The sequence below is a fragment of the Streptomyces sp. NPDC021115 genome (assembly GCF_044333065.1).
In the GTDB taxonomy this organism is placed as follows: Bacteria; Actinomycetota; Actinomycetes; order Streptomycetales; family Streptomycetaceae; genus Streptomyces.
In genome coordinates, this window is record NZ_JBIRQF010000001.1 from 299,637 (window position 1) to 323,356 (window position 23,720).

Consider the following 23,720-nt stretch of genomic DNA (forward strand, 5'->3'; position numbering starts at 1 on the left):
CCAAAGGCGCCCCGCGAGACGAAGGAGAACACAGAAATGGCGAACGCGGACCGCAATCCGACGACGACGGACGCCGGCGTCCCCGTCGAAAGCGACGAACACTCCCTCACCGTCGGGCCCGGTGGGCCGATCCTCCTTCAGGACGCCTATCTGATCGAGCAGATGGCCCAGTTCAACCGGGAGCGCATCCCCGAACGGCAGCCCCACGCGAAGGGCAGCGGTGCGTTCGGACACTTCCAGGTGACCGGCGACGTGAGCGCCTATACCAAGGCCGCGGTGTTCCAGCCCGGCACCAGGACCGAACTGGTGACGCGGTTCTCCACCGTCGCCGGCGAGCGCGGCAGCCCGGACACCTGGCGCGACCCGCGGGGCTTCGCGGTGAAGTTCTACACCAGCGAGGGCAACTACGACATGGTCGGCAACAACACACCGGTGTTCTTCGTCAAAGACCCGATGAAATTCCAGCACTTCATCCGGTCCCAGAAACGCCGCGCCGACAACAACCTGCGCGACCACGACATGCAGTGGGACTTCTGGACCCTCTCCCCCGAGAGCGCCCACCAGGTGACCTGGCTGATGGGCGACCGCGGCATCCCGCGCAGCTGGCGCCACATGAACGGATACACCTCGCACACCTACATGTGGATCAACGCCGCGGGTGAACGCTTCTGGGTCAAGTACCACTTCAAGACCGACCAGGGCATCGAGTTCTTCACCCAGCACGAGGCGGACCAGATGGCCGCGGCCGACACCGACTACCACACCCGCGACCTGTTCGAGCACATCCGGGACGGGGACCACCCGAGCTGGACCCTGTACGTACAGGTGATGCCGTACGAGGACGCGCCGGGCTACCGGTTCAATCCGTTCGACCTGACCAAGGTCTGGCCGCACGGCGACTACCCGCTGACCGAGGTCGGCAGGATGACCCTGGACCGCAACCCGACCGACAACCACGCCGAGATCGAACAGGCCGCGTTCCAGCCGAACAACCTGGTACCGGGCATCGGCCCGAGCCCCGACCGGATGCTGCTGGCCCGGCTCTTCTCGTACGCCGACGCGCACCGCCACCGGATCGGCGGAAACTACCAGCAGCTGCCCGTCAACGCGCCGGTCGCTCCCGTGCACACGTACTCCAAGGACGGGGCGATGGCCTACCGCAGGACCACCGACCCGGTGTACGCGCCCAACTCCAAGGGCGGCCCGGCAGCCGACACCGAGCGCTACGGCACCCCGCCCAGCTGGTACGCGGACGGTGAGATCACCCGTACGGCCTACGTCTCGCACGCGGAGGACGACGACTGGGGCCAGGCCGGGACCCTCGTGCGCGAGGTGATGGACGACGCCGCACGCGACCGGCTGGTGGACAACGTCGTGGGACACCTGCTGAACGGCGTCACCGAGCCGGTGCTGCACCGGGCGTTCGAGTACTGGCACAACATCGACGCCACCATCGGCGCCCGCATCAAGGAGGGCGTGCGCGCCAAGGAGAACGAGAAGGACCCGAAGGCGGAGCAGCAGGGCAACCCCGCACGGGAGGGCATGCGGCGCAAGGCCTGACTCATTCCCCGGCGCACGCACGCGGCGATCTGTTCCGCGAGGGGCGTGCGCGAGAAGGGGGCGATGACGACGAGCACTTCAGTCGCTCCCGGGACCGGCATGGGGGTGCCCCCGGGAGCGGCCGACAGGTAGGCGTTGACCAACTCGGCGGCGGCTTCGGCGTCGTCGATGGTGATGACGAAGCGGGTGCCGCGGGTGAGGGTGAGCCAGAGGGCGTCCCCCTCGCGGAGGGAGACGGCCCGGACGCCCGGCCTCCAGCGGTAGCCCCAGCCCCGATCTCCATCGGCCGCGTCCACCGGGCGGACGCCTCGGCGATGCGGTCCAGCGGGATGCGGCGGAACAGCAGGGAGGTGACGGTGACGCCGCGCGGGGAGACGGCGACCCTGATCGCGCCCATGGCGAGGAACGCGGCGGCGGCGATCAGCAGGATCAGGGACACCGAGCCGTACTGCCGGTCGAGAAGGGCGATGACCACGAGCGCGATGGCGGAGACGACGCCGACCGCGATCATCCAGCCGCTGACCGGCGACCGGTGCCAGACGGCGATCCGGCCGGTACCGGGGGGCGGTTGGTCTCTCATGCCCGCCTCCGGGAGATGAGCCACCCGATGAGCCCGACAGCGCCTCCGGCCGCGACGGCGTACTGGAACGGCGGGACGGCCGCGGCATGGCCGCTGGAGGCGTCGGTGTTGGCCTTCAGGAGGCTCCACAGCAGATAGGTGCTGGCGGCCGCGACGGCCCAGGCGGCGATGAGGACCCGGCGTGATGGGCCTGTGGAGCTTCGCCCTGGCGATGGCCGGCGGCGTCCTCGTGCTGTGTGCTCCGCTCGGCTCGACCCTCCGCCTTCCCGTCGTCCCCTCCCCGAAACTCCTGAGAAGGCCCTTCTGGCCAGGTGAGAGGTTCCGCTGAGGGGGAACCCATAGTCGGATGAACGGCCAGACGACGACGGACAGTGGGCATGAGCAGGGACGGACGAAGCGGTGGCGGCGGGCGCTGCGGGCGACGCGGGGGGCCGAGCGGCACACGTTGCTGCTGATCGGCAAGAGCACGCTCGCGGCCACCCTCGCGTGGCTGGTCGCGCAGTATCTGCTGCACGCCCAGTCCCCGGCGTTCGCACCCTTCTCCGCCGTCCTCATCATGAACGTGACGGTGTACCAGTCGGTCGCGCAGTCCCTGCGCTATGTCGCCGCGGTGGTGACGGGGGTGGCGGTGCAGGCGGCGCTCGGGTTTCTGACCGGGCCGGATCCGGTGTCGTTCGTGCTGGTGGCGGCCATCGCGCTGACGATCGGGCAGTGGCGGGCGCTGGGGGCGCAGCGGTCGCAGGTGGCGACGGCGGCGTTCTTCGCGTTCTCCACGTACGCCTCGGCCACGGGCAACGTGGAGCGGGCGACCCAGCTGGGGCAGATCATCCTGCTCGTCCTCATCGGGTGTTCGCTCGGGCTGCTGGTGAACGTGGTCGTCGTGCCGCCGTTGCGGTACCGCAGCGCGGAGCACGGGCTCCGGGCGCTGGCCGGGGCGCTGGAGACGCTGCTCGCCGACATGGGACCGGCGATGCGCGACGGGGAGTTCGCCGAGGAGCACGCGCGGCGCTGGCGTTCGGGGTCCCAGCATGCCCAGGCGTTGGTCACCCAGGCGCGGTCGGGGTTGCGGACCGCGGAGGAGAGCGTTCCGTTCAATCCGCGGCGGTGGCTGCCCCGGCATCGGGGGCGCACCTCGTTCGCGAACTACCGCGCCGTACTGGAGGCGTTGGAGCGTGCCGCGTATCAGCTGGCGTCGCTCACCAGGAGCCTGGAGCGGTGGCGCGGGGAGGAGCGGGACTACTCGTACCGGCGGTTCCTGCGGTGCTACGGCACGTTCCTCGGCTCGCTGGAGGAGATCGTGCGGGTGCTGGCGCAGCTGGACGAGGCGCGGTTGAAGGACCAGGCCGGGCAGCTGTGCCAGTTGGCCGAGGACATGCAGGAGCAGCGCCGGACCGTCACCGGTCAGGCGGAGAGCGACGGGCTGCCGCTGGGCGACCACACCCGGCCGTACGGGGTGCTGGTGATCGAGGCGACCCGGTTGACGGAGGAGTTCCAGTACACCTGCGATGTGCTGCAGACTCATGTCCAGGGGTGAGTTCTTGGGCGGGGGCACAGCGCGGCGGCCTATCACGGCCATGGGGGAAATTCACGAATTTCCCTACCAAATCAGTCGCTTGTGCAAATACCGTGCGTGACCCCGGCAGCGTTGCGTAAGGTCCTGGACCGGGCATGACAAGGGGGACACCCGGCCCTTTTTCACCTTCTCCCCATGAGGCAGGAACCATGCTGCACGGCATCGACGTGAGTTCGCACCAGTCCAGCTTCGACACGGACGGGCTGGCCTTTGTCTTCATCAAGGCCACCGAGGGCCGGTCGTACATCAACCCGAAGCAGTCCTCGCAGGCGGCCAGGGCGCGGAAGGCGGGGTGCGTCGTCGGCTTCTACCACTTCCTGTGGCCGGGGAACATCGCCGCGCAGGCGCGGTACTTCGTGGAGAAGTGCGCCTCGCAGAAGCACGATCTGCTCGCCGTGGACTGGGAGACCACCGGCTCGGGGACGCGCGCCAGCAACGCGGAGAAGGACCGGTTCATCCGGGAGGTCAAGAAGCTGCGGCCCACGCACCGCGTGATGCTGTACTGCAACCGGAACTTCTGGCTCAACCACGACACCACCTCGTACGCCGGGGACGGGCTGTGGATCGCCGACTACGTGTCGGCGGGCAAGCCGCGGATCAAGGCGAAGTGGAAGATCCACCAGTACACCGACCGGCCGGTGGACAAGAACGTCGCTGACTTCTCCAGCAAGACGTCGCTGAAGACGTGGGCCACGGTCACCCGGGTGGCGAACGCCATCGAGGACCTCGTGGACGGCGACGACGATGACGAAGAGCGCCAGAACGACGTCGAGCAGGCCGAGCAGGCCGAGCAGACCGATCAGCAGAGCGCGCCGCAGGAGCAGCGCGAGGCGTAAGGGGGCTGGTCAGAGGCGTTGTCGGTGGGGGCGCCTACGCTTTCTCGTATGAGCTACGCAGACCTGCGCGAACTCCGCAGCGCGCTCACCACCGCGTCCGACATCGCCTTCTCGCTCGACGCCACGCCCTCGGGGCAGGAGACCGAGCTGCTCACCGACGCCCTGCGCCGGGCGCTCGCCGCGGCCGGTGCGCTGACCGTCGAGCACGGGACGACCGGCTGCGCCCAGCATCCACGCGGAGCCGTCGACCCGCTGTACGAGGATCCGGACGATCCGCTGCCGCCCGGTTACGGCCGCTGCCTGCTGTGCAACGACCGGAGGCGGCGGGCCGGCGCACAGCGGCGCGGCTGGCGCTGACGCGCCGGCGGCGCCGCTGTGCGGCCCGGGCCGGGCCCGATGGGTAAAAACCGCTGGGTAGGCCACTGGGCGGACCCGATGGTCAGTCCTTGTTCTGCGCGGCCCAGAACTCGTCGAAGTTGAGCTGACCGTCACCGTTGCCGTCGTGGGCGTTGATCACGGCCTGGGCGACGGGCTCCGTGACATACGGGTCACCCAGCTGCGCCATCACGCTCTTGTACTCGGCCGCCGTGATCAGCCCGTCCCCGTTGAGGTCGTACCGCTCGAACGCCTTGCGCGCCGCCTCGATGTCCGCCACCTGTTCCGCCCCTTTCGTGCGTGAGTCTGACCCGCACACATTAGCGGCCCCCGGGCGGCGGCCCGACGGGCGTCCAGGTCAGCCCTGGTTGACCAGCTCCATGTAGCGGTCCCAGTCCCACAGCGGACCGGGGTCGGTGTGATCGGCTCCGGGGACCTCGCTGTGGCCGATGATGTGCTCGCGGTCCTTGAGGATGCCGAAGCGGTCGCAGACAGCCGCGGTGAGGGCGGCGGACGAGGCGTACATCTCCTCGGTGAACCAGGAGGGGTCGTCCACCCACCCCTCGTGCTCGATGCCGATGCTGCGGTTGTTGTAGTCCTTGTTGCCCGCGTGCCAGGCGACGTCCTTCTCGCGGACGAACTGCCCGATGTAGCCGTCGGCCGAGGCGACCATGTAGTGGGCGGAGACCTGGCGGGCCGGGTCCTGGAAGATCTTCACGGCGTCCGGGAAGGTCTCCTGCGTCACATGGATGACGACGAAGTCGATCGGGTACGCGGTGGGGCGGCTGGAGACGCGGTAGTTGGACGTCGAGGCGGGGATCCAGTGGGTGGGGGGATAGGCGGCGGCGCGGCGGGGGCGTCTGCCACCGGCGTGGGCGGCGGTGGCCGTGGCGGCGGTCGCGGTGGCCGCGAGCCCGAGGGCGGCGGCGCCGAGACCGGCGCCGGAGCGGAGGAGGGTGCGTCGGGTGGGGGCAGGGCCGTGCGCTTCCATGGGGGGCTCCCGAATGCAGTGCCAGGACAAGGGATCTGACGACAAGGGATCTGACGGGATGTGACGCGCGTAGCGCGGATTCCATGGTGAGGCGTCGCCAGGGCCATGCCAAGAACCGACAGGCAAAGAAAGTCAAGGCGTCCCGGTCTGAACCACTGGCATTTCCCCGCCGTTCATTCCGAGAGATGCGCAACAAAGGAAAATCACAGCCCTACCCACCATTAACAAGGCAAGTGTTGCAGCTCACCTTGGATTGAGTTGGTGGTGATCCATGGGTTCTGCAATAGTCGGGACCGCGACCCCCATTGACCCGGGCCAGGTCGTTCCCCCGAATGCCGTGGAGCCACACCCCTTCCGCTCCACGGCGGGGCGGACAGAGGCCCCCGAGCCGTCGTATCCGACGGTGGGGGCCTCTGCCCTTGTGCCACCTCACGTGGCCTCGGCCACCCGCATCTCGAACCACGTCGTCTTGCCGCACGGCAGCAGATCCACGCCCCAGCGCTGCGAGAGCTGATCCACCAGCGTGAGGCCGCGCCCGCTGGTGTCGAGCGCCCCCACCGGCAGCAGACACGGCAGCCCGCGCGACGGATCGCGCACCTCGACCCGGATCCAGCCGCGGCGGCGCAGCAACCGCAGCCCGAAGGTGCGGGCGCCGGTGTGCCGTACGGCATTGCCCACCAGCTCCGAGACGAGCAGCACCGCGTATTCGGCGAGCTGGCAGCCGAGCCCCCAGTCGCGCAGCACCACGAATTCCGTCAACCGGCGGGCGGTGGCCGCGGATTCGGGCCGGGACGGCAACAGCACCTCCGCGGCCGCAGGATTCCCGAACACCTCGAGCGCCCTGAGAGCCGAATCCTCCTCGGCGGACGGCAGCCGCCGGACCGCAGCCGTACCCGTGCGCTGCTGCGGCTGCTCCATTCCCTCCAAGCCCGCCATGCCCCCCATGATGGCCGCCCGAAAGGCCGTCCGGGGCGGAACCAGGGGATTCCGAACACCGGAGCCCCAGGCTCCACAAACCGATCCCAGCTATGCCATTGGCAGCGCAGGGAGTCAAAACACCCTGCCTGACCAGCGATGTCACCACGCGTATAGGTGATCACCCAGCGTACCGGAACGGGCCGAAGGACGGCCGCCCGGCAAGCGAAGAAATTCGCTCGCACGGGGCATACCCGGCCAGGAAAAGCGGGTCAGGAGAATTGCGCCTTGCCCGGGCCGTCCTCGACAAAGCTCCGCATCCCGATCTCCCGGTCCTCGGTGGCGAACAGCCCGGCGAACCAGTTGCGTTCGATGGCGAGCCCGGTGTCGATATCCGTCTCCAGGCCCGTGTCCACCGCCTCCTTGGCGGCGCGCAGCGCCATCGCCGGGCCCTTGGCCAGCCGTGCCGCCCAGGCGTGGGCCTGTTCGTACACCTCCTCGGCCGGGACGACCCGGTCGACCAGCCCGATGGCCATCGCCTCGTCGGCCTTCACCTGACGGCCCGTGAAGATGAGGTCCTTCGCCCGGGACGGGCCCACCAGCCGGGCCAGCCGCTGGGTGCCGCCCGCGCCCGGGATCAGCCCGAGCAGGATCTCGGGCTGGCCGAGCTTGGCGTTCTCCGCGGCGATCCGGAAGTCGGCGCACAGCGCAAGCTCGCAGCCGCCGCCGAGCGCGTAGCCGGTGACGGCGGCGACCACGGGCTTGGGGATGCGGGCGACGGCGGTGAAGGCGTCCTGGAGGTCACGGGAGCGGGCCACCATCGCGGCGTGGTCCATGTCCCGCATCTCCTTGATGTCCGCGCCCGCCGCGAACACCTTCTCACCGCCCCAGACGACCACGGCCCGCACGTCGTCCCGGCGGGTCACCTCACCGGCCAGCTCCCGCAGCCGGTCCTGGGTGGCGACGTCGAGCGCGTTCATCGGGGGGCGGTCGAGGCGGAAGGTGGCCACGCCGTCGGCGACCTCAAGATTCACAGTCATACGCCGCAGATTAGTGGCGGCGGACGCTGAGCGCCCGGGTGCGCTGCGTCTCCCTACTTCTCCTGCCACTTCTCCCAGGACATGTTCCAGTCGCTGAGCCCGTTGTCCGGCTGGATCGTCGCGTCGTCCGAGTTCTTCACGATGACCACGTCACCGATCAGCGACTTCCCGAAGAACCAGGCCGCCGGGGTGGACGGATCGCCGCCGCCGCGCTGGTCGAAGAGGCCGACGCAGCCGTGGCTGACATTGGCCGAGCCGAAGGTGGCCTGGCCCGCCCAGTAGTTGCCGTGGAGGAAGGTGCCGGAGTCCGACAGCCGCATCGCGTGCGGCACGTCCTTGATGTCGTACTCGCCCTTGAAGCCGACCGTGGCGCCGTTCATGCGGGTCACGGCGAGCTTCTCGCTGATGACCATGATGCCGTTGTACGTCTCGTGGCCGGGCGCGCCCGCGGTGATCGGGAGTGTCTTGAGGGGTTTGCCGTCCCGCTCGATCTTCATCGTGTGCTTCTTGGCGTCCACCACGGATATCTGGCTGCGGCCGATGGTGAACTTCACGGTCTTGCTCTGCTCCCCGTACACCCCCGGCCTGCCCTCGACGCCGTCGAGGTCCATCTTCAGCGTCACCTTGGTGCCGGGCTTCCAGTACTTCTCGGGCCGGAAGTCCAGTCGGTCGTTCCCGAACCAGTGGCTCGCGATCGGCACCGACGGGGAGGCGCTGACCTTGATGCCCTTCTCGACCGCGCCCGGGTCGGTGATGCCCCGGTTGAAGCGGAGCGAGACCGGCATGCCGACGCCGACCGTGGAGCCGTCCTCGGGGGTGTAGACCCCGACGAAGGTCTCCTCGGGCTTGAGCGTGGTGAAGGTGGTGTGCTTGCGCTTCGCGCGGCCGTCGGCGTCCTTCGCGAGGGCGTCCACCGTGTACGTCGTGTCGGCGCGCAGGTGCCCGTCCGGCTTCCAGCTCGTGCCGCCCTCGGCGGTCTTCCCCGCGACCGACCGGCCCTTGCCGTCCTCGACCTTGACGGACGTCAGCTTGCCCCGGGCGGCGGTGACCTTGAGCGCGCCGCTGGTGTCGACGCCCTTCGCCCCGTCCCCCGGCTCGACGGTGACCTTGGCCCGGGACGGCCGCGGCTTGGCGGCCTCGGTGCCCTTGCCCTTCTGGCCGTCGTCACCGGAACCGCCGCCTCCACCGCATGCGGCCACCAGCACCAGCAGCGCCCCGAGCAGCAGCGCGAACAGTCCCCTGCGCCCCCGCACGGTCGCCTTCCCCGTCATCCGCCGCATCCTCACCACAGCTCACTCCCCTCTTCGGAGCCGCAGTCCCCCGCGGCAGCTCCGACACACCGACGCGCACAGCGCGCCTGTCGATAGGTAATCACATCGCACCGACAGCGGGATCATGTCCGAGTGTCACGGTTCAGTCCCAGGTGGGAGCGGTCCCGGTAACCGGCCACTCCCCCGCCCTCGCGGAAACGTGAGGGCTGCCAGGATTGCGGGCACAACAGGGCTACCGGGCGGGCACAGCCGGACGCGGTCGGGACGCCGCGGGGCGGTACCGCCCGGTCCGTCGGGCTCCGGACGGGAGGTGCGGAGCCCGGTCCCGTGCGAGCCGCCGGAGGCGCATGTGTCGAAAGCAGCCGAGCAGCACACCCTGGAGCCCTCCGACGGCTTACCCGCACCGCCCGACGCTGTGGAACCGCCCCTCCGCCGCCCCGCCGCGCCCGCGCCCCTGCCCGCCCCGCGCGGCGGCTCCCCCGCGGCCACGGCCGCGGCGGCCGGGGCCGACGCCTGGCCGGGCAGCCCGCAGCCGCTCGGCGCGTGCGTGGCCCCCGGGCCCGACGGGGTGCCCGGCACCAACTTCGCGCTGTGGGCGGGCGGTGCGGAGGCCGTCGAGCTGTGCCTGTTCGACGACGACGGCCGGGAGATCCGCCACCCGCTGACCGAGCAGACCCATGAGGTCTGGCACGGCTTCGTGCCCGGGGTGCTGCCCGGCCGCCGGTACGGCTACCGGGTGCACGGCCGCTGGGACCCGTGGACCGGCGCCCGCTGGAATCCGGCCAAGCTGCTGCTGGACCCGTACGCGCGCGCGGTGGACGGCGACTTCGGGCCGCCCGGCGGTCCGCTGCCCGCCGAGGTCTACGGCCATGTGCGGGACTGGCCGCAGCAGCATGTCGCCGACACCGTGCGGGACGAGCGCGACTCGGCGCCGTACGTCCCCAAGGGCGTCGTCGTGGGCGACGGCGCCGCGGCCGACGACCGCCGCCCCGGCACCCCCTGGACGGAGTCGGTGATCTACGAACTCCATGTGCGCGGCTTCACCATGCGCCACCCCGGCGTCCCGCCCGAGCTGCGCGGCACGTACGCCGGGCTCGCCCACCCCGCCGCGGTCGAGCATCTGACCCGGCTCGGAGTGACGGCGGTGGAGCTGCTGCCGGTGCATCAGTTCGCGCACGAGGACCATCTGCTGCGGCGGAACCTGCGCAACTACTGGGGCTACAACTCCATCGGCTACTTCGCCCCGCACGCCGCCTACGCGGCCACCGGCACCCGGGGCCAGCAGGTGGAGGAGTTCCGGCGGATGGTGCGCGCCCTGCACGCCGCCGGGATCGAGGTGATCCTCGACGTCGTCTACAACCACACCGCCGAGGCGGGCGAGCTGGGCCCGACGCTCTCGCTGCGCGGTATCGACAACCGCGGCTACTACCGGCTCCAGCAGGACCCGCGCCGCTACGCCGACTTCACCGGCTGCGGCAACACCCTCCAGACCGTCCGGCCGCACGTCCTGCGGCTGATCACCGACTCGCTGCGCTACTGGGTCACCGAGATGGGCGTGGACGGCTTCCGCTTCGACCTGGCGAGCACGCTGGCCCGCTCCGTGACGCACGGCGTCGACATGCTCTCCCCGTTCCTCACCGTGATCGCCCAGGACCCGGTGCTGCGCGGCGTCAAGCTGATCGCCGAGCCCTGGGACGTGGGCGCGGGCGGCTACCAGGTGGGCGCGTTCCCGCCGCTGTGGGCCGAGTGGAACGACCGCTACCGCGATGCCGTACGGGACTACTGGCGCGGCGCCCTGCCCGACGCACGCGACCTCGGCTACCGGCTCTCCGGCTCCAGCGACCTGTACGGGCACGGCGGCCGCGGGCCGTGCGCCTCGGTCAACTTCATCACGGCCCACGACGGCTTCACCCTGCGCGACCTGGTGAGTTACGACCGCAAGCACAACGAGGACAACGGCGAGGGCAACCGCGACGGCACCCACGACAACCGCTCCTGGAACTCCGGCGCCGAGGGCGGGACCGACGACCCCGGCATCCGCGCCCTGCGCCGCCGCAGGCTGCGCGGCCTGCTCGCCACCCTGCTGCTGTCCACCGGCGTCCCGATGCTCGTCGCGGGCGACGAGATGGGCCGCACCCAGGGCGGCAACAACAACGCGTACTGCCAGGACAACGCGACCGGCTGGGTCGACTGGTCGCTCCTGGACGACCCCGGCTGGCAGGCGCTCACCGACCTCACCGCCCGGCTGATCCGGCTGCGCCGCGCCCACCCGGTGCTGCGCCAGCCCGCCTTCTTCTCCGGCGAGGCCCGGCCGTCGGACGGGGTGCGCGACCTCGCCTGGTTCACGCCGCGCGGCGAGGAGATGACCGAATCCGACTGGTACGCGCCCCCGACCGCCCTCGGCGTCCACCTCTCCGGCCACGACCTGCCGCAGCGTGATCCGCGCGGCGTGCCGGTCACCGACGACACCTTCCTGGCGCTGCTCCACGCGGGCCCCGGGCCGCTGCCCTTCACGCTGCCAGGACCGCCGTGGGCCACCGGCTACGACCTTCTGGTGGACACCTCGCGCGAGGACCAGGACGCGGCACCCGGAGTGCGGTACGCGGCCGGTACGACGATCGAACTACCGGAACGCTCGGTTCTGCTGCTGCGCGCTCTCACGGCCGTGGACCTACGCCAAAAAACCGATTGATTCCTCCCCTCCCTGACGGGAGGGAATTCCTGGCTCAGGCCGCCTCCTGGAGCAGCGCTCCAGGAGGTCTTCCGCCATCAGCACCAGCCGGGTTGAGACCAGCCCGGACGAGCATCACGCGTGCGGAGTTCTTGTCCCGTGGAGACACGGTTCCACACACGGCGCAGGTGTAGGTGCGCTCACCCAGCGGCAGGCGATGCTTGGCTCTCGCATCGCAGTGCGCGCAGTCCATCGTGGTGTACGCGGGGTGGACAAGGCGGATGTCCCGCCCATGCTTGCGGCCCATCGCCACCAGAGCGGCCTTGGTGGCGCCGATGGCGGCATCAGCGGCCTTGCGGGCCGTGGTGGTCCTGGCCAGGAACTTCGGGCGGAAGTCCTCCACAGCGACAGCGTCGTGGTCGAGGACAACCTTCCTCGCCCACTTTCGCCCGGTGTCCTCACGCTGCCTGGCAGCCTTCTTGTACGCCTTCGCCCGCAGTTTCTTCGCCTCGCGGTAGCCCTTCGACGCCGGTTGCCCCTTCTTCGGCCTGCGGCGGGCCATCATCCGGTCGTACCGGGTCAGCTTCGCCTGGACCTTCCTGCCGTACCCCGCGTGCGGCAGGTCGTGCGCGTCGGACGTGGTGGTCGCGATCTCCTTCACGCCCCAGTCGACACCGAGTACGCGACCCGTCTCCCGCACGGGCTGCACCTGAGCGGGCACGACGAACGAGCAGTACCAGTGCCCGAGACTGTCCTGGTACACACGCACCGAGGACGGCTCAGCCGGCAGTTCCCGCGACCACACCACCACCACAACGATGCCGCCCGCCAGGTGCAGACGTCCGCCCTTCAAGCTGAACCCGCGCCGGGTGTAATTGAGAGTCGGCAGCGCCTCGCGCTTGGATTTCCACCTCGGCATCCCGGCCCGGCGCGCCACAGGCAGGCCCGCGCGGATGTCCTTGTGCGCCTTGGCGCGAGAGCGGCCGAAGTCGCGAATGATCTGCTGCTGAGGAACCGAGGAGCCCTCACGCAGCCACAGCGTCCTCCGCCTCGCTTCGGTCAGCATCCTGTCGAGCTGAGCCGGGCCGCACATGACCTTCTGCCCGGTGGACTTGTTGTACAGGTACACGGCCCTGGACTTGGCGACGCATTCGTTCCACACCCAGCGGCACCGGTCCCACTCCGCCACCAGGACGGTGCGAGCGGTGGACGGCACACGCAGCCGGTACGTGTACCGGACATGCCCACCCTCCGCCGCCACCCCCACATGCGCCATCTCGCCCCTCACGGCCCCGGCCGGGACGACATGCCGTCCCGAACCCTCTGACGGACCATACGTACGACAGCAGCACACACGTCCCCCAACCCCATGGCCACCACCCCAACCAGCGAACACGGGCACGCACGTTCGCATCACCTCGGCGATACCGACAGCGGTACGGCCGCTCCGCACCCTGAACCGGAAAAACCGAGTGAGCACTGTCAGTGGCGGACCGTAGTCTCGCCACTGATGGCTGTGACGACGACACCACCCCGCGCCCAGGAGGGCGGCACCGCCCCGCGGCACCGCTCCACCACGCGCTCCCTGCTGCGGCTCTGGCCCTTCGTGCGCCCGGTGCGGGCCCGGCTGTTCACGGCGGCCGCGGTCGCCGTCGTCGCCTCCTGCCTGGGCCTGGTCATCCCGCTCGTCCTCAAGTGGATGGTGGACGGGCCGGTCGCCGACCGCGACCCGGGCGGGGTGTGGCTGGGCGGTGCGCTGCTGTTCGCGCTCGGGGTGGCCGAGGCCGGGCTGTTCGGGCTGCGGCGCTGGCTGGTGGCGCGGCCGCTGGCGTCCGTCGAGGCGTCGATGCGCGCCTCTCTCTATCGCCATCTCCAGCGGCTGCCGGTCTCCTTCCACGACCGCTGGGCCTCGGGCCAGCTGCTGTCGCGCGCCACGACCGATCTGATGCTGCTGCGCATGTTCCTGGCCTTCCCGCTGACCTTCCTGGTGGTCAACGGGGTCACCATCCTGGTCGGCTTCGCGATCCTGCTGGCGCAGGCGTGGACGCTGGGGCTGGTGCTCCTGGTACCGGCCGTGCCGCTGATGATCGTCTGCTCGCTGTTCGAGTCGCGCTACTCGTCGGTCGCCCGCACCGTGCAGGACCAGACCGGCGATCTGACGACGGTCGTCGAGGAGGGCGTGCTCGGCATCCGTATCGTCAAGGGCTTCGGCCGCCACCGCAGCCAGGCCCGCGCCTTCCGGGCCCTGTCGGAGCGGGTGCGGGCCACCGAGCTGCGCAAGGCGCGGCTGCTGGCCACCATCTGGGCGCTGATCATGACCCTGCCGGAGCTGGCGATCGGCACGGCGCTGGTGCTGGGCACCGTCCAGGTCGCCGACGGCGATCTGTCGGCGGGCACGCTCGTCGCCTTCCTGTCCACGGCGCTGGCCCTGCGGTGGCCGGTGGAGTCCCTGGGGTTCCTGCTGGCGATGAGCCAGGACTCGGCGACGGCCACCGACCGCTTCTTCGAGGTCCTGGACGCCGCCCCGGCGGACGCCGACGACCGCCCGGCCGACGCCGACGGCCACCCCGCGCCCGTACTGCCCCGGCAGCGGGGCGAGGGCGGGCTCCGGTTCGAGGGGGTGGAGTTCCGGTACGAGGACACTCCCCCGGACGCCCCGCCCGTGCTGCGCGGGGTGGACCTGCACATCCGGCCCGGCGAGACCATGGCGCTCGTCGGGGCGACGGGCTCCGGGAAGACCACGCTGACCGCCCTCGTACCGCGGCTGCTGGAGGTGACGCGCGGGCGGATCACCCTCGACGGGCGGGACATCACCGCGCTCCCCCGCGACGAGTTGCGCGGCCTGGTCGCCGTCGCCTTCGAGGAGCCCACGCTGTTCTCGGCGACGGCCGGTGAGAACGTGCTGATGGGCGCGGACGGCGCCGATCAGGCCGCGTTGGCGCGCGCCCTGAAGGTGGCGCAGGCCGAGTTCGTGCACGCCCTGCCGAAGGGCACCGGCACCGAGGTGGGCGAGCAGGGGCTGAGCCTGTCCGGCGGCCAGCGGCAGCGGCTGGCGCTGGCCCGCGCCGTCGTCGGCGCGCCGCGCTTCCTGGTGCTGGACGACCCGCTGTCCGCGCTGGACGTGCACACCGAGGCACGGGTCGAGGCCGCGCTGCGGCAGGTCCTCGCGACCACGACCGCGCTGGTCGTCGCGCACCGGCCGTCGACCGTGCTGCTCGCCGACCGGGTGGCGCTGATGGCGGAGGGCCGTATCGCCGCGGTCGGCACCCACCACCAACTGCTGCGGGACAGCGCCGCGTACCGGTCGCTGATGTCGGGACACGACGGGGAGAACGACGAGGAGGAGGGCCCATGACGACGGCCGAGGAGGAACGCCCGGCCGAAAAGGCGCGGAAGGCCGAGGAGGAGCGTCCCGCCGGGGGCGACGACCCCTTCGACCACGACGTACTGCCCGCGCCCAAGGGCGCCTCCTTCGCCCTGCTGCGCTCGCTGCTGGCCCCGCGCCGCGCCCGCGTATGGGTCGCGGCCGTCCTCCTGCTGCTGCAACAGGCCGCGGTGCAGGCGGGCCCGCTGCTCGTCGCGTTCGCCATCGACCGCGCGGTGCCCGCCTTCCGGGGCGGCGACCGCGGCCCGCTCACCGCCGTCGGCGCCGCCTACCTGGGCTGCGCGCTCGCCTCCGGCGCCCTCCAGTTCGCGTTCATCCGCGCCTCCGCCCGCATCAGCCAGGACGTGCTGCTGGATCTGCGGGGCCGGATCTACCGCCACACCCAGACCCTCAGCGTGGACTTCCACGAGCGGTACACCTCGGGGCGGCTCATCTCCCGCGCCACCACGGACGTCGAATCGCTGCGGGAGCTGCTGAACGAGGGCCTGGACGAGCTGCTCGGCATCGCCCTGTCCGTCGTCTACATCGCCCTCACCCTGCTCTATCTGGACTGGGGGCTCGGCGGCGCTGCCGTACTGTCCTTCTGGCCGCTGTATCTGCTCATCCGCTCGTTCCGGCGCCGGTCGATGCGCGTCTACCGCAAGCGGTCGACGGCCACCGCCGCCGTCATCGTCGCCTTCACCGAGACCATGAACGGCATCCGGCCGGTGCAGGCGTTCCGCCGCGAGCGCGCCAACGACGCCCGCTTCGACGAGCTGAACGGCCGCCATCAGCGGATCAACGGCACCGCGATCCTGGAGATGGCCCGCTACGTCGTCAGCTCCCGGCTGACCGCCAACACGGTGGTCGCCGCCATCGTCCTGTGGGGCGCCTACCGGGTCGCCGCGGGCGATCTGGAGCTGGGAGTGCTGGCCGCGGCCGCGCTGTATCTGCGGCGGCTGTACGACCCGATCGACCGCCTGGGGATGTTCCTCAACTCCTACCAGTCCGCCGCCGCGTCGCTGGAGAAGATCGCGGGCCTGCTGGCCCAGCACCCGTCCGTCCCCGAACCCTCCGATCCGCGCCCCCTCCCACCGCGCCCCGCCCGCTCCCCGGGGCGCGAGGTCGTCTTCGACGGCGTGCGCTTCGCGTACCGCACCGGCGGCGAGGTGCTGCCCCGCTTCGACCTCACCCTGCCCGCCGGGCAGACGGTCGCCGTGGTCGGCGCGACCGGCGCGGGCAAGTCCACCCTCGCCAAGCTGCTCGCCCGCTTCTACGACCCCACCGAAGGACGCGTCCTGCTCGACGGTGTCGACCTGCGCGACCTGGCCACCCCCGAACTGCGCCGCGGCGTGGTCATGGTGACCCAGGAAGCGTTCCTGTTCTCCGGCACGGTCGCCGACAACATCGTCATCGGCCGCCCCGACGCCACCCGCGCCGAGGTCGAGCAGGCCGCCCAGGCCATCGGCGCCCACGAGTTCATCGCCGCCCTCCCCGACGGCTACGACACCGACGTCCGCAAGCGCGGCGGCCGCATCTCCGCGGGCCAGCGCCAACTCGTCGCCTTCGCCCGCGCCCTCCTCGCCGACCCCGCCGTCCTCATCCTCGACGAGGCCACGTCCTCCCTCGACATCCCGGGCGAACGCGCCGTCCAGCGCGCCATGGACACGGTCCTGCGCGGCCGCACCGCCGTCGTCATCGCCCACCGCCTCTCCACGGTCGAGATCGCCGACCGCGTCCTGGTCATGGCCGACGGCCACATCGTCGAAGACGGCACCCCGACCGAACTCATCGCGGGCGAGGGCCGCTTCGCGGCGCTGCACCAGGCGTGGCGGGACAGTCTGGTATGACCCGGCGCTGATCTGAACTGGTGGGCCTGACCTGGTTGAATGGCCCGGTCTACGGGGGAGGGACGGGCAGATGGAGCTGGAGACCGCCATCGGTGCCGCCGGGCTGCTGGTGGCGATCGTGGCCGCGGCGCTGGCCTGGGCTCCGCAGCGGCTGGCGAGCCGGGATCGCGGCGCGGCGCTGTTCGTGAAGGCCCGGCGTCATCTCAAGGCGCAGCGCGCCCAGTTGACCGCCGCGTGTGTGGCCGACCAGGCGGAGCGCCGGGCGGACCAGGGGCTCGCCCTGCTCACCCGGCCCGGCTGGGTCCCGGACCGGCCGCTTCCCCTGGACGCGGTCCGCATGACACTGCGGGAGGCCCGGCCCCCGGAGCAGCTGATCATCCGGCGAAAGGAGCTGCTGCGGTACTGGCCGCGCGATGCCGGGGCGCGGCACTTGGAGAGCTACTCGGCCGCGATCGAAGCGTTCGACCTCCCCGGCGTCTGGTTCAACGGCCCCTCCTACCGTCTGCTGGAGGTCACACCGCCGCCCGCGGACCGCCTCGGGGACGGGATCGCCCTCGACTTCACGCTCGGCCACTACTTCGACGGCCTCGACACGACTGAATCGCTCGCGTACGAGGAGGCATTGCGCCACCTCAGGGGCGGGGCCGGGGCCAAGCCGCTGAGCGGACCGTACCGCCGCGCACTCGGGGATCCGTTCGCGCTGGCCCGGCGCTCCGCGCTGCCGGGGGTGAGCGCCCTGACGATACGGGTCGACGGCGACGACGCGTACTTCTTCCTGCACCGCCGCGAGGCCGGGAAGGTCGCGGTGGCCATGGGCACCACCCATGTGGCCCCGGCGGGGGAGTTCCAGCCGCACGCGGACGTGCTGCCCGTCTGGCAGTCCGATCTGGACCTGTGGCGGACCACGATGCGGGAGTACGCCGAGGAGTTCCTGGGCGCCGCCGATGCCACCGGAAGCGGTGGGGTGACCCTCGACTACGCGCACGACGCGCCCTACGCCCGCTTCGAGGAGGCGCTGCGCACCGGCGAGGTCCGGGTGCGGTTCCTGGGGATCGGCCTCGACCCGCTGACCTGGAAGCCGGAGTTCTGTCTGGTCTGCGTCTGGGACGCCGCGGCGTTCGACGAGATCTTCGCGGCCATGGGCGACCGCAACGAGGAGGGCGTCCTCGTCGTGGGCACCCGGGCCGGTACGGGCTATCGCGGAATCCCCTTCACCGAGGACAACGTCCTGGGCTACGCCGCACACGAGGACACCCTGCCCGCCGGGCGGGCCTGTCTGACGCTCGCCTGGCGCTGGCGGCGGGAGCTGCTCGGCGGAGCGCCGCAGCGTCTCGTATGACGCACGTGCCCAGCGGGACGTGAGGGCGTTACGCCGCGTACGACGCCATCAGGCCCGCCGCGAGCACCGGGTCCACCACCGGCACCCGCAGGCGGTCCTCCAGCAACGGGCGGATGCCGATGGTGTTGAGGCCGGTGCAGGCCAGCAGCAGGGTGTCCGCGCCGGAGGGGATCAGTTCGGACGCGGCGTCGACCACCGCCCCGCGGCCGCCGGGGGCGGTGAGGTCGGTGGTGCGGTGGACGCCGTGCGGGCGGGCCGAACCGGCGAAGTGGTCGCCGAGGACGGCGCGTACGGCGGGCGGGGCCCGGTCGCGGATGCCGATCACCCCGACCCTGCGGCCGAGGCCGAGGCTCACGGCGGCGGCCGCCGAACCGGCGCCGATGACCGGTATGTCCACGGCCTCGCGGGTCAGGGCGAGTGCCGGGTCGGCGGCGCAACTGATGATGAGGGCCTCGGCGCCCTCGGCGGCCAGTTCCCGGGCCAGGGAGACGACCTTCGGTTCGGCGCGGCGTTCCGACTCGTCGTCGTGGATGCCGTGCGGCTGGCCGGGGATGCAGCGGGAGACGGTGGCGAGGGCGTACCGCTCCTCGATGACCTTGCCATGGGCGCCGAGCGCCGTGGGGTCGTCGCAGGTGAGGACACGGATGATGCCGTGCATGGGCTGATGGGCTCCTCTCGGGTGCCGACGTACGGAGAAGGTGGCGCAAGAAGGGGGTGGCCTCACGGCGAGGCGGCGACCACCTCGGCCGCCATCCGTATCGCGATCGCCCGGGCCAGCAGCACCGGCCGCTCCGCGGCGCGCAGGGCGGCGGCGCGCATCCGCTCGGTGTAGCCGATGCAGTCCAGGACGATCCAGGTGCTGCCGCGTGCCGCGAGGGTGCGGGCGGCCGCGGCGACGGCTTCCGGGGCGCTCCCGTCGGACGCGTACCGGTAACCGGCGCACCGCCGCTCCAGACGGCGGACCGCGTGCTGAACGTCCTGCTCGCCTTCGACCGGGAGCGCCCGGAGTGGGGCGTGATGGAGGTCGCCGCCGAGTTCGGCCTCGACAAGTCGGTGGCGCAGCGGCTGCTGGCCGCGCTCGCCCACCGGGGCTTCCTGGTCTCCGACCGGCGCACCCGCCGCTACCGTCTCGGCCCGGCCGTCTGGCATCTGTCCCGGGTGTGGGAGCGCGGTGGCGGCATGGCCAGCCTGGTCCGGCCCGCGCTGGCGGTCCTCGCCCGGGAGGCGGGGGTGAACGCGCTGTTCGCGGTCCCGGACGGGGTGCACATGCGCTGTGTGGCCGCGGTGGACGGGGCGACCGGGCCGCTGCGCTACTACGTGCTGGCGGGCGAGCTGTACCCGGCGCACGCGGGGGCCACCTCCCGCGCGTACTTCGGCATGCTCGACGCCGACGACCGGGCCGCGCTGATCTACGGACGCCCGATGGCCCGGTTCAGCGAGCACACCCTGACCGACCCGGCGGCGCTGGAGGAGCGTTTCGCCCAGGTGCGGCGCGAGGGCTTCACGTACTCCGAGGGCGAGTACGATCCGGAGACCGCGGCGCTGGCCGCGCCGGTCCTGGTGGGCAGGCGCCCGGTCGGCACCCTGACCCTGGCCGCCACCCAGGAGGTGCTGCGGCCACGCCGGGACGACCTGGTGGCCGCGCTGCTCCAGGGCGCGGCGGACCTGGGCAGACTGCTGACCCCTGCCCGGCCGCGGCAGGTCCCGCGCCGCGGTCGGCGCTGACCGCGCCGCTGACGCCCTTACGTACGTACCGAAAGGCTCCCGCATGCGGTTGCTGCTGCTCTCGAACTCCACCGCACCCGGCCGCGGTTACCTGGAGCACGTCCTGGAGGAGATCGCCGCCGCGCTGGGCGACACCCGCGAACTGGTCTTCGTCCCGTACGCGCTGGCCGACCACGACGGCTACACCACCCAGGTGGCCCGCGCCCTGGAGCCCCTGGGCGTGACGGTGACCGGCGCGCACACCGCCGCCGACCCCGCAGCGGCGATACGGGACGCGGGGGCGGTGTTCGTCGGCGGCGGCAACAGCTTCCGGCTGCTGAAGGCGCTGCACGGGCACGGCCTGGTACGGGCGATCCGCGAGCGGGTCGAGCGGGGCGCGCTCTACATGGGGTCCAGCGCGGGCACCAACATGGCCTGCCCGACCCTGCGCACCACCAACGACATGCCCATCGTCCAGCCGCCGAGCTTCGAAGCGCTCGGCCTGCTGCCGTTCCAGATCAACCCCCACTTCCTGGACGCCCGCCCGGACAGCGCCCACATGGGCGAGACCCGCGCCCAGCGCCTGGAACAGTTCCTGGAGGAGAACGACGTGCCGGTGCTCGGCCTGCGCGAGGGCACCTGGCTGCGCCGCGACGGCGACCGGCTCACCCTGGGCGGCATCGAGGCCGGGGCCGTGCTCTTCCGCCGCGGCGAGACGGTGTCCGAACTGCGGCCGGGCCACGACCTGAGCGCGCTGCTCGACGGGGTGCCGCGGTTCGACACGACGTGAGCGCGCAGTCGGTGCCGATGGCTCGGACTGAACTCCGCTATCCGATATGCGGATAGAGCACATCTGTCAACGGACGCTTTCCGGTCAAGTTATTGTCGCGCTCCTGACAGGTCGAGTCCAATGATGGCACTCTTCCCCCGACCGGGGTGCTGCAATTCCACAGCTCATCAACCCCCGGACCACCCCCCACACCCCCCGGTCGCACCGCGGCCTCGCCTCGTCGCTCGTCCGCGGCAGGCGAACCCGGTGACGCCGGACGCACCCGTACCACCTGCTCCGCCATGTCCTGCCCGGAGGGCCGCGCCATCGCGCGCGGCCAGTGCAGAAGGAGTCAGCGTGAGACCCTTCCCCCAACGGCATCCCAGACCCCACAGACCCCATCGGCGCGCCGCCGCGACCGGCGCCCTGGTGGCCGCCGCGGCGATGATCGTCGTCGGTGTCCAGTCCGGTCCCGCGACCGCCCGCGCGGGCGATCAGGCCGCGAAGCCCGGCGGCACGATCGCCGCCAAGGCGCGACCCGGGGCGCTGCCCGCGCAGTTGTCCCCCGCGGCCCGCACCGCGCTGATCCGCGCCGCCGACACCGCCGCCGCGAAGTCCGCCGCCGCGCAGACACTCGGCCTCGGGGCCAAGGAGAAGCTGGTCGTCAGGGACGTCATCAAGGACGTCGACGGCACCACCCACACCCGTTACGAGCGCACCTACGCCGGGCTCCCCGTCCTCGGTGGCGACCTGGTCGTGGACCGCACCAAGGGCGGCGCGGTGGAGTCGGTCGCGAAGGCCACCAAGGCCCGGCTGGCAGTGGCGACGACCACCGCGGACGTGAGGCCCGCCGCAGCCGAGCAGGCCGCCGTGAAGGCGGCGGACGCGCAGGGTTCACGGAAGACCGAGGCCGACCGGGCGCCGCGCAAGGTGGTCTGGGCGGCGTCCGGCACGCCGACGCTCGCGTACGAGACGGTCGTCGGCGGCCTCCAGAAGGACGGCACGCCCAACGAACTGCACGTCATCAGCGACGCGGCCACCGGCAAGAAGCTGTTCCAGTACCAGGGCGTCAAGAACGGCACCGGCAACAGCCAGTACAGCGGGCAGGTCGCCCTCGGCACCTCGGGCAGCGCGGGCTCGTACAACCTGACCGACGCCGGCCGCGGCGGCCACAAGACGTACAACCTGAACCGCGGCACCTCGGGCACCGGCACCCTGTTCACCGACGCCGACGACGTCTGGGGCAGCGGCAGCACCGCCGACGCCGCCACCGCCGGGGTCGACGCGCACTACGGCGCCGCCGAGACGTGGGACTACTACAAGAACGTGCACGGCCGCAGCGGCATCCGGGGCGACGGCGTGGGCGCGTACTCCCGGGTCCACTACAGCAGCGGCTACGTCAACGCCTTCTGGCAGGACGCCTGCTTCTGCATGACCTACGGCGACGGCTCCGGCAACGCCAAGCCGCTGACCTCGATCGACGTGGCGGCGCACGAGATGAGCCACGGCGTCACCGCGGCGACCGCGAAGCTGGTGTACAGCGGCGAGTCCGGCGGCCTCAACGAGGGCACGTCCGACATCTTCGCGGCGGCGGTCGAGTTCTACGCGGACAACGCGTCCGACGTGGGCGACTACCTCGTCGGCGAGAAGATCGACATCAACGGCGACGGCACCCCGCTGCGTTACATGGACAAACCGAGCAAGGACGGCGCGTCCAAGGACAGCTGGTACTCGGGCGTCGGCAACGTGGACGTGCACTACTCGTCCGGCGTCGCCAACCACTTCTTCTACCTGCTCTCCGAGGGCAGCGGCGCCAAGGTCATCAACGGCGTCAGCTACAACAGCCCGACCTCCGACGGGCTGCCGGTCACCGGCATCGGCCGGGACGCCGCCGAGCAGGTCTGGTTCAAGGCGCTCAGCCAGCGCATGACGTCCAACACCAACTACGCCGCAGCGCGCGAGGCGACGCTGTGGGCGGCGGGCGAGCTGTACGGCCAGGGCAGCCCCCAGTACAACGCGGTGGCGAACGCCTGGGCCGGGGTCAACGTCGGCACCCGCATCGCCGACGGCGTCACCGTCACCCCGCCCGGTGACCAGACCAGCATCGTCGGGCAGGCCACCAGCGTGCAGATCAAGGCCGTCAGCTCCAACCCGGGCGCGCTGAGCTACGCGGCCACCGGGCTGCCCGCGGGCCTCGCGATCGACTCGTCCACCGGCCTGATCTCCGGCACCCCGACCACCGAGGGCTCCAGCGCGGTGACCGTGACGGTGACGGACGCGGCGGGCAAGACCGGCACCGCGTCGTTCACCTGGACCGTCAACACCACCGGCGGCAACGTCTTCGAGAACACCACGGACTTCGCCATTCCGGACGGCGGAGACGCGGTCAACTCCCCGATCACCGTGAGCCGGGCAGGGAACGCCCCGTCCGCCCTCCAGGTGACCGTGGACATCACCCACAGCTACCGCGGCGACCTGGTGATCGACCTGATCGCCCCGGACGGCACGGCCTACCGGCTCAAGAACTCCAGCATCTTCGACTCGGCGGACGACGTGAAGGCCACGTACACCGTGGACGCCTCCTCCGAGACGGCGGTCGGCACCTGGAACCTCAAGGTCCAGGACGTCTACGCAAGCGACTCCGGCACCATCAACGGCTGGAAGCTGACCTTCTGATCCCCCGTCCGAACCCCCGTCCGTTGCGACGGTGAACACCATGAACCAGGCGCCGCCAGGGGTGACCCGACTCCTCCTGGCGGCGTCTCCATGAGCGCTTCCATGAACAATTTCTGCCAGACCCGCCAGGAAACCCGTGACATGTCCGCGGCTTGTGTGACAGTCTGCCCACGCATTACGCACCAGTACCTCTTGTTCAGTGCCGA

The 23,720-nt window shown here is 71.4% G+C and carries 19 protein-coding genes and 1 pseudogene; 12 read left to right on the forward strand and 8 right to left on the reverse strand.

Annotated features, from left to right (window positions below):
- Positions 1-36 precede the first annotated feature (36 nt).
- The 5 genes and pseudogenes from ACH4TL_RS01345 (at position 37) to ACH4TL_RS01365 (ending at position 4,906) form a co-directional block, all read left to right on the forward strand.
- A complete protein-coding gene (locus ACH4TL_RS01345) occupies positions 37-1,560 on the forward strand; it encodes a catalase (RefSeq protein ID WP_398313629.1) in 1,524 nt (507 codons plus the stop codon).
- A 356-nt stretch (positions 1,561-1,916) separates the two neighbouring features.
- The gene (locus ACH4TL_RS01350) at positions 1,917-2,159 is read left to right on the forward strand and encodes a hypothetical protein (protein WP_398313627.1); all 243 of its coding nucleotides are present in this window, start codon (positions 1,917-1,919) and stop codon (positions 2,157-2,159) included.
- Positions 2,160-2,486: 327 nt separating this feature from the next.
- Complete coding sequence (locus ACH4TL_RS01355) at positions 2,487-3,674, forward strand: aromatic acid exporter family protein (protein WP_398313625.1); 1,188 nt, start codon at positions 2,487-2,489, stop codon at positions 3,672-3,674.
- Positions 3,675-3,862: 188 nt separating this feature from the next.
- Positions 3,863-4,405, forward strand: a pseudogene (locus ACH4TL_RS01360) (glycoside hydrolase family 25 protein); the annotation flags it as partial.
- Positions 4,406-4,597: 192 nt separating this feature from the next.
- On the forward strand, positions 4,598-4,906 hold the full coding sequence (locus tag ACH4TL_RS01365; RefSeq protein WP_398313623.1) for a hypothetical protein: 309 nt from the start codon (positions 4,598-4,600) through the stop codon (positions 4,904-4,906).
- 82 nt (positions 4,907-4,988) lie between these two features.
- Here ACH4TL_RS01365 and ACH4TL_RS01370 read toward each other — a convergent pair whose 3' ends face one another.
- The 5 genes from ACH4TL_RS01370 to ACH4TL_RS01390 form a co-directional block, all read right to left on the reverse strand.
- Positions 4,989-5,204: an EF-hand domain-containing protein gene (locus ACH4TL_RS01370; RefSeq protein ID WP_123102265.1), complete on the reverse strand. Its 216-nt coding sequence runs from the start codon at positions 5,202-5,204 to the stop codon at positions 4,989-4,991.
- Between the two features lie 78 nt (positions 5,205-5,282).
- The gene (locus ACH4TL_RS01375; RefSeq protein WP_398313621.1) at positions 5,283-5,915 is read right to left on the reverse strand and encodes an N-acetylmuramoyl-L-alanine amidase; all 633 of its coding nucleotides are present in this window, start codon (positions 5,913-5,915) and stop codon (positions 5,283-5,285) included.
- A 429-nt stretch (positions 5,916-6,344) separates the two neighbouring features.
- The gene (locus ACH4TL_RS01380; RefSeq protein WP_398313619.1) at positions 6,345-6,851 is read right to left on the reverse strand and encodes an ATP-binding protein; all 507 of its coding nucleotides are present in this window, start codon (positions 6,849-6,851) and stop codon (positions 6,345-6,347) included.
- A 251-nt stretch (positions 6,852-7,102) separates the two neighbouring features.
- Positions 7,103-7,870, reverse strand: a complete 768-nt coding sequence (locus tag ACH4TL_RS01385) for an enoyl-CoA hydratase/isomerase family protein (protein WP_398313617.1) — start codon at positions 7,868-7,870, stop codon at positions 7,103-7,105.
- A 53-nt stretch (positions 7,871-7,923) separates the two neighbouring features.
- Positions 7,924-9,141, reverse strand: a complete 1,218-nt coding sequence (locus ACH4TL_RS01390) for an Ig-like domain-containing protein (protein WP_398313615.1) — start codon at positions 9,139-9,141, stop codon at positions 7,924-7,926.
- A gap of 349 nt (positions 9,142-9,490) precedes the next feature.
- Here ACH4TL_RS01390 and glgX point away from each other — a divergent pair, with 349 nt between their 5' ends.
- Entirely contained in the window at positions 9,491-11,833 is a 2,343-nt protein-coding gene (glgX, locus tag ACH4TL_RS01395) for a glycogen debranching protein GlgX (RefSeq protein ID WP_398313613.1), read from the forward strand.
- A gap of 34 nt (positions 11,834-11,867) precedes the next feature.
- Here glgX and ACH4TL_RS01400 read toward each other — a convergent pair whose 3' ends face one another.
- On the reverse strand, positions 11,868-13,088 hold the full coding sequence (locus ACH4TL_RS01400; protein ID WP_398313611.1) for an RNA-guided endonuclease InsQ/TnpB family protein: 1,221 nt from the start codon (positions 13,086-13,088) through the stop codon (positions 11,868-11,870).
- A 234-nt stretch (positions 13,089-13,322) separates the two neighbouring features.
- On the opposite strand from ACH4TL_RS01400, the gene ACH4TL_RS01405 reads away from it, so the two are divergent.
- The 3 genes from ACH4TL_RS01405 to ACH4TL_RS01415 all read left to right on the forward strand — a co-directional run bounded on the left by ACH4TL_RS01405 (position 13,323) and on the right by ACH4TL_RS01415 (position 18,365).
- A complete protein-coding gene (locus tag ACH4TL_RS01405) occupies positions 13,323-15,167 on the forward strand; it encodes an ABC transporter ATP-binding protein (RefSeq protein WP_398313610.1) in 1,845 nt (614 codons plus the stop codon).
- Positions 15,164-17,026, forward strand: coding sequence for an ABC transporter ATP-binding protein (locus ACH4TL_RS01410; RefSeq protein WP_398313609.1), 1,863 nt, complete (start codon positions 15,164-15,166; stop codon positions 17,024-17,026). The genes ACH4TL_RS01405 and ACH4TL_RS01410 overlap by 4 nt, the downstream gene beginning before the upstream one ends.
- 70 nt (positions 17,027-17,096) lie before the next feature.
- Positions 17,097-18,365: a hypothetical protein gene (locus ACH4TL_RS01415; protein ID WP_398313608.1), complete on the forward strand. Its 1,269-nt coding sequence runs from the start codon at positions 17,097-17,099 to the stop codon at positions 18,363-18,365.
- Between the two features lie 28 nt (positions 18,366-18,393).
- Here the strand turns inward: ACH4TL_RS01415 and ACH4TL_RS01420 are convergent, their stop codons facing one another.
- Entirely contained in the window at positions 18,394-19,023 is a 630-nt protein-coding gene (locus ACH4TL_RS01420; protein ID WP_398313606.1) for an aspartate/glutamate racemase family protein, read from the reverse strand.
- Positions 19,024-19,085: 62 nt separating this feature from the next.
- Entirely contained in the window at positions 19,086-19,451 is a 366-nt protein-coding gene (locus tag ACH4TL_RS01425; RefSeq protein WP_398313604.1) for an AroM family protein, read from the reverse strand.
- Here ACH4TL_RS01425 and ACH4TL_RS01430 point away from each other — a divergent pair.
- The 3 genes from ACH4TL_RS01430 to ACH4TL_RS01440 all read left to right on the forward strand — a co-directional run bounded on the left by ACH4TL_RS01430 (position 19,332) and on the right by ACH4TL_RS01440 (position 23,514).
- Entirely contained in the window at positions 19,332-20,090 is a 759-nt protein-coding gene (locus ACH4TL_RS01430; protein WP_398313602.1) for an IclR family transcriptional regulator, read from the forward strand. The two genes, ACH4TL_RS01425 and ACH4TL_RS01430, sit on opposite strands and share 120 nt — an antisense overlap.
- 43 nt (positions 20,091-20,133) lie before the next feature.
- A complete protein-coding gene (pepE, locus tag ACH4TL_RS01435; RefSeq protein WP_398313600.1) occupies positions 20,134-20,859 on the forward strand; it encodes a dipeptidase PepE in 726 nt (241 codons plus the stop codon).
- Positions 20,860-21,282: 423 nt separating this feature from the next.
- Positions 21,283-23,514 carry a M4 family metallopeptidase gene (locus ACH4TL_RS01440; RefSeq protein ID WP_398313737.1) on the forward strand — a complete coding sequence of 744 codons (2,232 nt, stop codon included), beginning with the start codon at positions 21,283-21,285 and terminating at the stop codon, positions 23,512-23,514.
- Positions 23,515-23,720 lie beyond the last annotated feature (206 nt).

Bases quoted from the DNA above. Each gene is read 5' to 3' on its own strand.
- ACH4TL_RS01345 (WP_398313629.1), top strand. From the start codon at position 37: ATGGCGAACGCGGACCGCAATCCGACGACGACGGACGCCGGCGTCCCC.
- ACH4TL_RS01355 (WP_398313625.1), top strand. From the start codon at position 2,487: ATGAACGGCCAGACGACGACGGACAGTGGGCATGAGCAGGGACGGACG.
- ACH4TL_RS01365 (WP_398313623.1), top strand. From the start codon at position 4,598: ATGAGCTACGCAGACCTGCGCGAACTCCGCAGCGCGCTCACCACCGCG.
- ACH4TL_RS01375 (WP_398313621.1), bottom strand. From the start codon at position 5,915: ATGGAAGCGCACGGCCCTGCCCCCACCCGACGCACCCTCCTCCGCTCC.
- ACH4TL_RS01380 (WP_398313619.1), bottom strand. From the start codon at position 6,851: ATGGCGGGCTTGGAGGGAATGGAGCAGCCGCAGCAGCGCACGGGTACG.
- ACH4TL_RS01385 (WP_398313617.1), bottom strand. From the start codon at position 7,870: ATGACTGTGAATCTTGAGGTCGCCGACGGCGTGGCCACCTTCCGCCTC.
- ACH4TL_RS01390 (WP_398313615.1), bottom strand. From the start codon at position 9,141: ATGACGGGGAAGGCGACCGTGCGGGGGCGCAGGGGACTGTTCGCGCTG.
- ACH4TL_RS01400 (WP_398313611.1), bottom strand. From the start codon at position 13,088: ATGGCGCATGTGGGGGTGGCGGCGGAGGGTGGGCATGTCCGGTACACG.
- ACH4TL_RS01405 (WP_398313610.1), top strand. From the start codon at position 13,323: ATGGCTGTGACGACGACACCACCCCGCGCCCAGGAGGGCGGCACCGCC.
- ACH4TL_RS01410 (WP_398313609.1), top strand. From the start codon at position 15,164: ATGACGACGGCCGAGGAGGAACGCCCGGCCGAAAAGGCGCGGAAGGCC.
- ACH4TL_RS01415 (WP_398313608.1), top strand. From the start codon at position 17,097: ATGGAGCTGGAGACCGCCATCGGTGCCGCCGGGCTGCTGGTGGCGATC.
- ACH4TL_RS01420 (WP_398313606.1), bottom strand. From the start codon at position 19,023: ATGCACGGCATCATCCGTGTCCTCACCTGCGACGACCCCACGGCGCTC.
- pepE (WP_398313600.1), top strand. From the start codon at position 20,134: ATGCGGTTGCTGCTGCTCTCGAACTCCACCGCACCCGGCCGCGGTTAC.
- ACH4TL_RS01440 (WP_398313737.1), top strand. From the start codon at position 21,283: ATGATCGTCGTCGGTGTCCAGTCCGGTCCCGCGACCGCCCGCGCGGGC.